This is a genomic window from Parazoarcus communis SWub3 = DSM 12120, assembly GCF_003226565.1.
Classification (GTDB): Bacteria; Pseudomonadota; Gammaproteobacteria; order Burkholderiales; family Rhodocyclaceae; genus Parazoarcus; species Parazoarcus communis.
This window is the reverse complement of sequence record NZ_QKOE01000009.1, coordinates 18,471-30,170: the sequence shown is the minus strand read 5'-3', so window position 1 is coordinate 30,170 and position 11,700 is coordinate 18,471. Positions and strand designations below refer to the sequence as shown.

At 61.8% G+C, this 11,700-nt stretch carries 8 protein-coding genes; 2 read left to right on the top strand and 6 right to left on the bottom strand.

Features of this window, described 5'->3' with window-relative positions; genetic code table 11:
• Positions 1 to 19 precede the first annotated feature (19 nt).
• Genes DNK49_RS13290 through DNK49_RS13280 form a run of 3 tightly spaced genes read right to left on the bottom strand, consistent with a single transcriptional unit; the run spans position 20 to position 4,602 of the window.
• On the bottom strand, positions 20 to 1,429 hold the full coding sequence (locus tag DNK49_RS13290) for an ABC transporter permease (protein ID WP_110525327.1): 1,410 nt from the start codon (positions 1,427 to 1,429) through the stop codon (positions 20 to 22).
• A 3-nt stretch (positions 1,430 to 1,432) separates the two neighbouring features.
• Positions 1,433 to 2,410 (bottom strand): ABC transporter permease, encoded by a 978-nt coding sequence (locus DNK49_RS13285; RefSeq protein ID WP_110525325.1) that lies wholly within the window; start codon positions 2,408 to 2,410, stop codon positions 1,433 to 1,435.
• Positions 2,404 to 4,602, bottom strand: coding sequence for an ABC transporter substrate-binding protein (locus DNK49_RS13280; protein ID WP_243632370.1), 2,199 nt, complete (start codon positions 4,600 to 4,602; stop codon positions 2,404 to 2,406). Before DNK49_RS13280 ends, DNK49_RS13285 begins: the two co-directional genes overlap by 7 nt.
• Before the next feature lie 261 nt (positions 4,603 to 4,863).
• Between DNK49_RS13280 and fabI the strand changes: the two genes are divergently transcribed.
• Positions 4,864 to 5,655, top strand: coding sequence for an enoyl-ACP reductase FabI (gene fabI, locus DNK49_RS13275; protein ID WP_110525323.1), 792 nt, complete (start codon positions 4,864 to 4,866; stop codon positions 5,653 to 5,655).
• A 128-nt stretch (positions 5,656 to 5,783) separates the two neighbouring features.
• Here fabI and DNK49_RS13270 read toward each other — a convergent pair whose 3' ends face one another.
• Positions 5,784 to 7,673 carry a SurA N-terminal domain-containing protein gene (locus tag DNK49_RS13270; RefSeq protein ID WP_110525321.1) on the bottom strand — a complete coding sequence of 630 codons (1,890 nt, stop codon included), beginning with the start codon at positions 7,671 to 7,673 and terminating at the stop codon, positions 5,784 to 5,786.
• A 218-nt stretch (positions 7,674 to 7,891) separates the two neighbouring features.
• Between DNK49_RS13270 and typA the strand changes: the two genes are divergently transcribed.
• Positions 7,892 to 9,709, top strand: a complete 1,818-nt coding sequence (typA, locus tag DNK49_RS13265; RefSeq protein WP_110525320.1) for a translational GTPase TypA — start codon at positions 7,892 to 7,894, stop codon at positions 9,707 to 9,709.
• Positions 9,710 to 9,806: 97 nt separating this feature from the next.
• Here the strand turns inward: typA and maiA are convergent, their stop codons facing one another.
• Positions 9,807 to 10,451, bottom strand: a complete 645-nt coding sequence (gene maiA / locus DNK49_RS13260) for a maleylacetoacetate isomerase (protein WP_110525318.1) — start codon at positions 10,449 to 10,451, stop codon at positions 9,807 to 9,809.
• Positions 10,452 to 10,560: 109 nt separating this feature from the next.
• Positions 10,561 to 11,592 (bottom strand): TRAP transporter substrate-binding protein, encoded by a 1,032-nt coding sequence (locus DNK49_RS13255; RefSeq protein ID WP_110525316.1) that lies wholly within the window; start codon positions 11,590 to 11,592, stop codon positions 10,561 to 10,563.
• Between the last annotated feature and the right edge of the window lie 108 nt (positions 11,593 to 11,700).

Below are 11,700 nucleotides of genomic sequence, written 5' to 3'. Positions count from 1 at the left end.
TGCAGCATACATCAGCTTTTCACCGACGGCGCGGATCGAAAGCGTCACGAACCACATCGGCAAACAGGTTGGCCGCCAGCACCAGTACAAACATGAACGCAAATGCCGCCATCAGCGACCACCACACCATCGGCTCGCGAGCCAGTTCTGCCCGCGCCATGTTGATCATGGTACCGAAGCTGATCGTGGTCGGATCCACGCCGATGCCCACATAGGACAACACTGCCTCGGCCAATACCAGACCAGAGAAATCCATCACCAGGGCGATCAGCACAATGTGCATCACATTGGGCAGGACATGACGGCGCAGGATGGTGGGCGTGCTTGCGCCAAACGCGCGTGCAGCCTGCACGTATTCGAGCTCGCGCAGCTTCAGGGTCTCTGCGCGCAGCAAGCGGCACAAACCGGTCCAGCTGGTAATGCCGAGAATGAAACACAGGGCAAGCAGGCGCGCATCGGAGCGCTCCGCAGCCGTTGCAAACCATTGCGGATGGGTGTCGATCACCACCTGCATCATCAATACTGCCGCAGCAATCAACAACACGCCGGGAATCGCGTTGAGCACGGTATAGATGTACTGGATCACATCATCGACCCACCCCCCAAGATAGCCTGCCGCAATGCCCAGGGCCACGGCAAAAGGCAACATCACGAGCGTGGTCAAGGTTCCGATCACCAGCGCAGTGCGGACACTCTTCAACGACAGGTAGAGCACATCCTGACCAACCTTGTCGGTACCCAGCACGTGATAGTACGGCGCCAGCTCGAACGCGGCCGCCGCCATCAGCGCAATCGCCCCCAGGGCAATCAATGCACTTCGCCACGCCAGCGTGGTATGACCGCGCACGATGGCACGGGCCGCGTCCACCCACCCCGCCCGGCGCCCCCGTGCGACCGCAACTGACAGCACCACGAACAGGGCGGCCATGAACAATGCAGCCTTGCCGACGGCCACCAGCCCCCTTTGCGCCACGTCCGCCGTCGCGGTATCGCCCTCACCCAGATGCACACCGCCATGACGCAGCGGGGGATGGATGCGCGCCTGTCCGCCTTGCGGCAGCTCGACCGTTTCACGCTGGTACAAGGTACGCGCAAACGGTGCGGAATACGTTTTTTCGGTGTTCAGACGCAAGCCGGCCAGCGCCGCATCGAGCACACTGAGCACCTCGGACGAATAACTCGGTGCAGCGTTCTCCTGCCCTTCCACCGGAGGCAGCAGGGGGCGATAGTGCAGGCTATCGAGCACACCGATCAGCACGAACGCGCTCAGCACACAGGCTGCGGCCATGCCGGTGGGGCGCTGCCCCACCTTGCGCCACGCCGCTCGCAACGGTTCGTGACCACGCACGTGCAACACCATTGCCCCGACCGCTGCCAGCAGGATGAACAGCAGGATGTCAGTCCACAACAGGACGGGCTGAAACGTCATGCCTTACTCCAGCCTGACCCGGGGATCGACGAGGGTATAGGACAGATCGGTCAGGATCAGGCCTACGATGTACAACACCGAACCGATGAACACCATTGCGCGTACAACGGCAAAATCCTGCGCGTTGATCGCATCGATGGTGTAACTGCCCAGACCGGGCACGGCAAAGAAGGACTCGACCAGCAAGCTACCCATGAACAACAGTGGAATCACCACGACCACACCGGTCAGGATCGGAATCAAGGCATTGCGCAACACATGGCGGAACAGCACGGCCAGTTCGGACAGGCCTTTTGCCCGTGCGGTGCGGACATAGTCGCGCGAGATCTCCTCAAGAAAGATCGTACGATACCAGCGCGCACTCGAGCCCATGCCGGCCAGCACGCTGATCAGCACCGGCAACGCCAGAAAGCGGAAGGCGTCCAGCCCCCCCGCGTAACCGGAAATCGGCACCAGGGCCCACAGCTTGGATACCAGCCACTGCCCGCCGATGATGTAGAACAGGCTTGAGATCGACATCATCGCAACACACATCACCACGCCCCAGAAATCCAGCGCCGTTGCGCGGAAGAACACCAGTAGCAGGGCCAGCGTGACCGAAACGAAAAGACTCAACACAAAAGTGGGCACCGCAATCGCCAGGGACGGCCCCATCCGGTCAAGAATCTCCCGCGAGATGTCCCGACCATCATCCGCACGGCCAAAATCGAGCGCGAACATGCGCAAGGACTTGTCGAAGAACAAGGTGTCGGTGAACCGATCCAGACCCTCCGCTGCCGCATTGACGAACATCGGCTTGTCATAGCCGCGATCCGCTTTCCAGCGCTCGATTGCCTCGGGTGTGGCACGCTTGACCCCAATCTGCATCCGCGCCATGTCGTCTGGCGAATTGACCACGAAAAACAGTGCAAAGGTCAGCAGATTGACGCCGATGAGGATGGGGATCGCATAAAGCACCCTGCGGATCAGGTAATTCAGCATCGAGGCGCCCCTCCCTGCTCCGCTGCGTCCAGCCCCTCACCAGGCCTGCCCACTCCAAGCGCGGTACTGCGCTCGCGCTGGCGCCAATGCAGTACCGCCGGCGCAAGAATCGCTGCGAGCAGCAACAGCACAAGCACCAAAGGCCACCTCGATGGCTGATTCCAGGCCTGGCGTGCCGCGTCACGCTGCGCCACGTCCAGGCGCTGATACTTGAGACCGTTGCGGACCAGGCTACCCGGCTTTCGGTTGTAGACCCAGCCATGCTGAAGCGAGTACGACTTGGGATGAAAACCAAACAGCCACGGGGCCTCATGTTGAAGAATGGCGATCATCCGGTCGATGGCCGCCTGCCGCGCAGGCCCGTCCGGCAAGGTCTTCATGCGCTCGAACAGCCTGTCGTACTCCGCATTGACGTAATTTGCCGCGTTCTGTCCCTGAAAGCGCACCTTGCCCTGTGGACCATGAAGCAGGAACAACAAGTTCTCCGGATCCGGATAGTCCGCATTCCAGCCAAAGAAGAACAGCTGGGCATTACCCTGCCTGACCTTGTCCTGAAAACGATTGAAATCGGTCGGCCGGACCACGAACTGCACGCCCAACTCACGGAACTGCTGCGCCAGCCAGTCCGAGCGCGCTTTGTCGCCAAGGCCACCCGGGGTGGTATCCAGATGAATGACGAGAGGCTCCCCGGTGCGTGCGTTGCGGCCATTGGGCCAGCCAGCCTCGGCCAGCAGGCGGCGAGCCTCTTCCCGGCCGCGTCGCTGGGGGCGCCCATCCTTCCACACATACACCACCGGATTGATGCCCGCCTCGCCATCGCGCGCCCCGAACACCCCTGGCGGAATCGGATGCATGGCCGGCACCCCGCGGCCATTCAGGAAGATGGAGACAAACTCCTCCATGTCGAGCGCAATCGAGATCGCCTGACGCAGTTTGCGGGCACGCTCGCGATCGGCGGCGCTGGCACCTTCGGGACTGCCGACCACGGGATCGAGCATGTTGAACCCAAGATAGAAGATCGAGGGCGACACCGAAGTCAGCAAGCGGATGCCCTGACGCTCCATATCCTCGGACAGGCTCACCTCGCCCTGGCTGGTCAGCGTCACTGCCTGATCGAAGTTGTCCGACGACACGCCCGATGCATCGTAATAGCCCTGCAGAAACTTGTTCCAGTAAGGGATCCCTTCGCGCTCGCGGGCAAACACCACCTTGTCGATGAAGGGCAAGGATTTGCCGCAATCCTCCAGCAACCCGGCCTCGGCATCCCCCTCGGCCCCTTCGCACGGATAGGTCTCACCCACAAAGTTGGGGTTGCGCGCCAGCACCATGCGTGCGTTCGGGTTGTTCTCAACCAGCATGTAGGGCCCGGTACCCATCGGCCACCAATCCAGGGTCAGATTGCGTTCGGCCATGCCCGGCTGACCAAAGAAACGGTCTACCTCGGGTGGAATCGGCCCAAAGAACGGCATCGACAGCCAGTACAGGAACTGTGGATACACCCCCTTCAAGGTGATCCGGTAAGTGTAGCGATCGACCACCTCCACCCCCGGCAGCTCGAAAGCCGATACATCGATCCAGCCAGGCTCACGCTTGCCCGCCTCGATCAACTCGGCCTGCAGCGTCTTCAGTCCCGGCAGATACTCGGCCATCAGCTCGAAAATGGGTGAGTGCAGGCGCGGATTCGCAAGGCGCTTCATCTGATGGACGAAGTCACCCGCCTCCAGCTCACGCGAGCCGGTTTCGGCAAAATCCGCCAAGCCTCGTACCGGCTTCAGATCCTCCGCGGTCAGCGCGTGATAGCGCGGAGTACCATCCTCTGCAGTCGCAAATGCAGGGTGCGGTTGATAGCGCACACCGGCACGCAGCCGGATCTCGACCACGCTCCGGTCGACCTTCGTCGCATCCGTCCCTGCCGGCAGCTCCCGCCCCCGTGCATCGAACAGGCGCACCACGGGCATCGCCGCCGCGACCGCGGGCTCGAGCTGATAAGGCCGCTTCAGGTAGTGGTACTGCAATGGAGGCACCACGATCTGGTAGAGAAAGGTCGCCTCGTCTTCGCTGTAGGACTGTACGGGGTCGAGATGCTTCGGGCGCTCGGTAAAAGCCGAGTAGAGAATGTTCTGACCACGCTCTGCCGCCGGGTGCGGATCGTTGGGCAAAGGGCCACATCCGGCAACAGCCAACACCAGCACGGTACAGCTCGCTTGGCGCCAGCGACGTACGCAACAGGCCGCAAGGCGGGACAGGGCTGGCAGCAAATCAGTCAGGATGCGCACGAGTGAATGAGAGGACGGGACGTGTCGGATAAATGATCAGACGCAATTCTGGCAGGTTTTTCCATCGCAGCGGCAACGCAATCCGCCCGCCCCTGGCATCTTCAATATCACGCTTCGCTTTGTGGGCAGCGGTTTTAGCTATAATCGACGGATTCTGACATACGGAGTTTTGCTTCCATGGGCTTCCTCGCCGGTAAACGGATCCTCATCACCGGACTGTTGAGCAACCGTTCGATTGCTTACGGGATCGCCAAAGCCATGCACCGCGAGGGTGCGGAGCTTGCATTCACCTACGTCAACGACCGTTTTCAAGAGCGCGTTGCCAAGCTTGCGGCAGACTTCGACAGCACGCTGCTATTCCCCTGTGACGTGCAGGACGACGAGCAGATCAACGACCTCTTCGTGCAGATCGGCAAGCAGTGGGACGGACTCGATGGCCTGGTGCATTCCATTGCCTTCGCGCCCAGCGACGCACTCGAGGGTGATTTCCTCGATGGTTTCTCGCGTGAGGCCTTCCGTGTCTCGCAGGAAGTCAGCGCCTACAGCTTCCCCGCCCTGGCCAAGGCCGCACGTCCGCTGATGAAAGGCCGTAACGGCGCGCTGCTGACGCTGTCCTACCTTGGCGCGGTACGCACCATGCCCAACTACAACATCATGGGCCTGGCCAAGGCCAGCCTTGAAGCCTCGGTGCGCTATCTGGCCGTCTGTCTCGGCCCCGAAGGCACCCGGGTAAATGGTATTTCAGCCGGACCGATCAAGACCCTGGCGGCATCGGGTATCGGCAGCTTTGGCAAGTTGCTGTCGTTCAACGAGCACAATGCGCCGTTGCGCCGCAATGTCACCATCGAAGAAGTCGGCAACGCCGCCGCCTTCCTGTGCTCGGATCTGGCCAGCGGCATGACCGGCGAGATCATGTATGTCGACGGCGGCTTCAACACCACCGCCCTGGGTAACGCCGAACCGCTGTAACCCTCGGGGGTTCAGCGCCCGCCCCCAAACAAAATGCCCGGCTGCTTTCACAGCCGGGCATTTTTTCATCCGTCTGGCGGGCGGGTGCAGCCCAAAGGCCGCAAACCACGCCCAAGCGCCACAGTGGTTTATTCTGCGGCCTTCGCCGGCAGCTTGACCTCAACCTTGTAACGCTGACGCAACTCGCTCAGGAACGCCGCGAACTCGCGCTCGGCCAGCACCCGCTCGTATTGCTCGGCCACCGCCAGCAACTGAGGATCGTCGGCAGCCATTTCGGGGCGTTTGACCGCACTGATGCGATAGATGACATAACCCTCCACGCCGTCATTGACCCCAACAAAGGCGGGCAACTTGGCGCTGGACGCCGAGAACACCGCCTGCATTGCGTTAGCCGGCAACACCGGCGCCCCGCGTTGCAGCTTGCGCTCCGCACTCCATTTGCCCTCAACCGCCTCGCCCTTCTGCAAGGTCGCCAAAGCAGCCGCACCACGTTCGGCGGCAAGCCTGGCCGCTTCTTCCGACTTCAGTTGTGCCTCGATCGCGGCACGCACCTCGTCGAGCGGCGGCCGTGTCGCAGCCTGATAATCCACGACGCGCGCGGCTACCAGGGTGTTGTTCCCGACCTCGATGGCTTGCGTGTTGCGGCGATTGGTCAGCGCGTCATCCGAAAACAATGCTTCGACCAGGGCGGCGTTCTGGTAGCTGCCCAGACCGGCCGCATCCCGCGCCACCCAGTCGGACTGCCGGACTTCCAGCTTCAACGCCTCGGCAACCGGCGCCAGACTGTCCGGCTGCTCATAAACGGTATTGGAGAACTGCTCGGCCAGTTCGGCAAAACGACGTCCTGCAGCAGCACGCAACAACTCTGCACGGATCTCGTCACGTACCGACTCCAGCGGCCGGGTCGTCGCGGCACGAACATCGGTGACCTGAATGATGTGAAAACCGAAATCAGAACGGACAGGCTCACCAATATCGCCCTTCTGTTGGGCAAAAGCAGCATCTTCGAACGCCTTGACCATCATCCCGCGACCGAAGAAACCCAGATCGCCGCCGCGAGACGCCGAACCCGGATCCTGCGACAACTCTTTGGCCAAGGCTTCGAATTGAGCCGGTGCCGCCTTGAGTCGGGCATGAATCGACTCGATTTCCGTACGTGCCTTCGCAACCGCCTCGGCATCGGCATCAGACGCAAGCTGGATCAGGATGTGGCGGGCCTGGCGTTCCTCGGGCTGACCGAAGCGAGCACCGTTGGATTCGTAGTAGGCACGGATCTCATCATCGGAAACCGAGACGGACTGCTTCAGCGCCGACTCATCGAACACCACGTACTCGGCCTTGACCCGCGCCGGTCGTTCCAGACTGGCCGCATTGCTGTCGTAGTATTTCTGCACCGCATCGTCCGCCAGCTTTACCTCGCCAGCCAAGGCCGAAGCGGCAAAGCGCATCTCGCTCACTTCACGCTCTTCAAGCTGGGCCAGCATGAAGCGACGAGCGGATTCGGTTGCAACCAAGGCCCCTTCACCCACCGCCAGCGACAACTGCTGCAAGCGCACGTCCTGAGCAAGACGCGCTTCGAACATCGCTGGCGTCATGCCCTGCGCACGCAGCAGGGCCTCGTAGCGCTGCAGCGAAAACTGCCCCTCATCCTGAAATGCAGGCACGCCAGCAATCGTCTGCTGCAGTTCCTGCGGCGTGACCGAAAAGCGGTTTTCGGCAACGTACAATGCCAGCACGCGGCGATTGACCAGATTCTCGAGCACCGCGCGACGCAGTGCCTCGGACTCGAGCATGGCACGGTCGACCTGCACGCCTTCATTACGCAGCCGGTCCTGCTGCTCACGCAAGGCCTGCTCGAACTCGGCTGCCATGATCGGTGAGCCACCGACGCTGGCAACTTCGCCGCCACCCGGCGCGTCGCTGAAATAGGCATCCATGCCAAAAAAGGCAAATGGAACGATGAGAATTGCCAGAATGATCTGGGCAACACGCTTATTGTTGCGAACAGCCTCGAACATCTCGATTTCCGTGGAAGCTTGAAGGGAATGTGGGCAACGGTCATATTCACCGAGCCTTGGAGGCCGGAGTGTAGCGCATCCTGATGCAAGTCTGCCTGCACGCTAGCAAGGCGATACGATCACGACCGGGCAGTTTGTCACCAAGTTTTGATGTTGCGGCGCGGCAGGCATGTTAGAATCAGCGTCTTTTCAAAGACTTCGCAAAGACTTCCTTCCCCATGTCCCGCGCCATCCGCAACATCGCAATCATTGCCCACGTCGACCACGGCAAAACCACGCTGGTCGACCAACTTCTGCGCCAGTCCGGCACCTTCCGTGAAAACCAGCAGGTGTCCGAGCGGATCATGGATTCGGGAGACATCGAGAAGGAACGCGGCATCACCATCCTGTCGAAGAACTGTGCCATCCAGTACGGCGACACCCACATCAACATCGTTGACACCCCGGGACACGCCGATTTCGGCGGCGAAGTCGAGCGCGTGCTGTCCATGGTCGACAGCGTGCTGCTGCTCGTCGATGCGCAGGAAGGCCCGATGCCGCAGACCCGCTTCGTGACCCGCAAGGCACTTGCCCTGGGCCTGAAGCCCATCGTCGTCGTCAACAAGATCGACCGTCCGGGCGCCCGTCCTGACTGGGTCATCAACCATACCTTCGACCTGTTCGACAAACTCGGCGCCACCGAAGAACAGCTCGACTTCCCGGTCATCTACGCCTCGGGCCTGAATGGTTTCGCCATGGAAAACCTCGAGGACGAGCGCAAGGACATGCGCCCGCTGTTCGAAGCCATCCTCAAGCACGTTCCGGCACCCGAGGTCGACTCCGACGGCCCGCTGCAACTGCAGGTCTGCTCGCTCGACTACTCCACCTACATGGGTCAGATGGGTATTGGCCGCATCAAGCGTGGCCGCATCAAGCCCAACCAGGAACTGGTCGTCATGTACGGCGACGAGAACCGCGGCAAGGGCAAGGTCAGCCAGGTGCTCACCTTCAAGGGCCTGGACCGCTCCCCCGCCGAATTCGCCGAAGCCGGCGACATCGTGCTGGTGGCCGGCATCCAGCAGGTCAACATCGGCGTCACGCTGTGCGACCCAGAGTGCCTCGAGGGCCTGCCCCCGATCGCCGTCGATGAACCCACGCTGACCATGAACTTCATGGTCAACACCTCGCCGCTGGCCGGCCGCGAAGGCAAGTTCGTCACCAGCCGTCAGATCCGTGAGCGTCTGGAAAAGGAACTGCTCAAGAACGTTGCGCTGCGCGTCAACTTCACCAGCGACTCCGACACCTTCGAAGTCGCCGGTCGTGGCGAACTCCACCTCACCATCCTGCTGGAAAACATGCGTCGCGAAGGCTACGAACTGGCCGTCGGCCGGCCGCGCGTGGTCTTCAAGGAGATCGACGGCGTCAAGTGTGAGCCATACGAAATGCTCACCGTCGACGTCGAAGAAGACCACCAGGGCGGCGTCATGGAAGAACTTGGCCGCCGCCGTGGCGAACTGCAGGACATGCAGCCGGATGGCAAGGGTCGCGTCCGTCTGGAATACCGCATCCCCGCCCGCGGCCTGATCGGCTTCCAGGGCGAGTTCCTGACCATGACCCGTGGTACCGGTCTGGCCAGCCACGTGTTCGACGACTACGGCCCCATGGGCGGCCAGATGGCCGAACGTCGCAATGGCGTGCTGATCTCGCAGAACGACGGCGAAGCCGTGGCCTATGCGCTGTGGAACCTGCAGGACCGCGGCCGCATGTTCGTCAGCCCCGGCGAGGCGCTGTACGAAGGCATGATCATCGGCATCCACAGCCGTGACAATGACCTCGTGGTCAATCCGATCAAGGGCAAGCAGCTCACCAACGTCCGCGCATCCGGCACCGACGAAGCCGTCCGCCTGATTCCGCCGATCGGCCTGACGCTCGAATCCGCAATCGAGTTCATCGCCGACGACGAACTGGTCGAGATCACGCCCAAGAACATCCGCCTGCGCAAGCGTCACCTGAAGGAAAACGACCGCAAGCGCGCTGCCAAGGCTGACGCGGCCTGATCCGGCAACACCCCTCGAAACCCCACCCGGCACCCAGCCCGGTGGGGTTTTTGTTTATTCAGCCGGCTAGCCTCCCGGTGTCATCCCCTTTTTACGACTACTCCGCATCCGCTTGATTTGACGGTGCCGCCAAACGAAATGGCTCCATGGCCTCGCACCGGTCGACGATACGGTTGATCGTCGGAAAAGCCTCCATCCGGCAATTGAAGCGGCGCGCATTGAACACCTGCGGCACCAGGCAGCAATCAGCCAGCGTGGGCGTGTCGCCGTGACAAAAGGCACCGGTACGCGCATCGTCGGCCAGCATGGCTTCCACCGCCTGCAGGCCAAGCTCTACCCAATGACGGTACCAGGCGTTTTTCTGTTCTTCGCTCGCGCCCAGCTCTCGCCCCAGGTACTGCAGCACACGCAGATTGTTGATCGGGTGGATATCGCAGGCAATGGCCTGTGCAATGGCGCGGATGCGGGCCCTGTCGAGCGCGCTACCCGGCAGCAGTGCCGGTTCGGGATGCGTCTCGTCCAGGTACTCGATGATCGCCATCGACTGGGTCAGCACCCGCGTCTCGTCTACCAGCGCCGGCACCAAGGCCGCCGGGTTGATCGCGGTATAGCCCTCCTGCCGATGTTCGCCGCCCGTCCGCGTCAGATGCACCGGAATCGCGTCATAGCTCAGCCCCTTCAGGTTGAGTGCGATACGAACGCGATAGGCGGCGGAACTACGAAAATAGGTATAGAGCTTCATTTGGCGGTCTCCTGGCGTGTCCTGCTGGTGGGTGCGACTCAGTGCAGCATACGTAACGAGGCCCGGCGCTTTCAAGCCCGGGCCTCGTCTGTGCAAACGTCGCGACAGCTTACTTGCTGTGCTGTTCGATCAGGCGCTTGGCGCTATCGAGCATGTCCTGGCCGGGATAGCCCTTGCCGTTCATCTCCTGCACCCATTCAGCTGCCAGGGTGTCACCCACCTTGCGCCACGACGCCAACTCCGACGCCGGAATGGTGTTGAACACGTTACCGCGATCGACCGCATGCTGACGCGCCGCTGGCGCGGATTCATCCCACACCTTGCCGATCATGGCCGAGAAGTCCGCGCCCGAATTTGCATCGATGACCTTCTTGAGATCGTCCGGCAGGCTGTTGTACTTGGCCTTGTTCATCGCAATGGTAAACACCGCGGTGTACAGCGCCGGCTCGGCGGGATCGGTTTCGGAGTGGAACTTGGTCAGCTCATGCAGCTTCACCGTCGGAATCACCTCCCACGGCAGCACGTACCCATCGATCACCCCCTTGGACATCGACTCGGTCACCGCCGGCAGGGGCATGGCCACTGGCGCGGCGCCAAAGGCCGCCAGCATCTTGTTGGTCAGCCGCGTGGGGGCACGCATCTTGGTGCCACGGAAGTCCGCCATGGTGTTGATCGGCTTCTTGCCGTGCACATAACCGTTGTCATGCACGTGGAAGGCCAGCGGCTTGACCATGGCGAAGTCCTTCTGGGCAAACTGCTCGGCGTATTCCCACAACGCACGGCTGCTGGATTCGGCGCTGCGCGACATGAAGGGCAGCTCGAACACCTCCACCGACGGGAAACGGCCAGCGGTATAGCCCGGCAGTGTCCACACGATGTCGGCCACGCCATCGGCCGCCTGCTGGATCAGCTGCGGCGGTGTGCCGCCCAGTTGCATCGCCGGGTAGATCTGACACTTCAGCCGGTTGGCCGACTCCTGGGCGATCTTGTCGCACCAGGGCAACAGCACCTTCTGGTGCGACAGCGCGGTGCTGGGCCAGAAATGCGCGACTTTCAGGATGATCTCCTGCGCATTGGCCAGCGGTGCAGCAAATACGGCAGCCAGGCCAAGGGCTGCGGCCAGGGTGGTGGAACGCTTCATGGTGTCTCCTCCGTCATTGTCTCGTCCGCTCGACTGGCGGTTTTTTGATGAAACCCGATACAACTGCAACAAGGGGGCGAGCCCTGCCCGCCCCCCAAAACAAACCCT

Bases quoted from the DNA above. Each gene is read 5' to 3' on its own strand.
- DNK49_RS13290 (WP_110525327.1), bottom strand. From the start codon at position 1,429: ATGACGTTTCAGCCCGTCCTGTTGTGGACTGACATCCTGCTGTTCATC.
- DNK49_RS13285 (WP_110525325.1), bottom strand. From the start codon at position 2,410: ATGCTGAATTACCTGATCCGCAGGGTGCTTTATGCGATCCCCATCCTC.
- fabI (WP_110525323.1), top strand. From the start codon at position 4,864: ATGGGCTTCCTCGCCGGTAAACGGATCCTCATCACCGGACTGTTGAGC.
- DNK49_RS13270 (WP_110525321.1), bottom strand. From the start codon at position 7,673: ATGTTCGAGGCTGTTCGCAACAATAAGCGTGTTGCCCAGATCATTCTG.
- typA (WP_110525320.1), top strand. From the start codon at position 7,892: ATGTCCCGCGCCATCCGCAACATCGCAATCATTGCCCACGTCGACCAC.
- maiA (WP_110525318.1), bottom strand. From the start codon at position 10,451: ATGAAGCTCTATACCTATTTTCGTAGTTCCGCCGCCTATCGCGTTCGT.
- DNK49_RS13255 (WP_110525316.1), bottom strand. From the start codon at position 11,592: ATGAAGCGTTCCACCACCCTGGCCGCAGCCCTTGGCCTGGCTGCCGTA.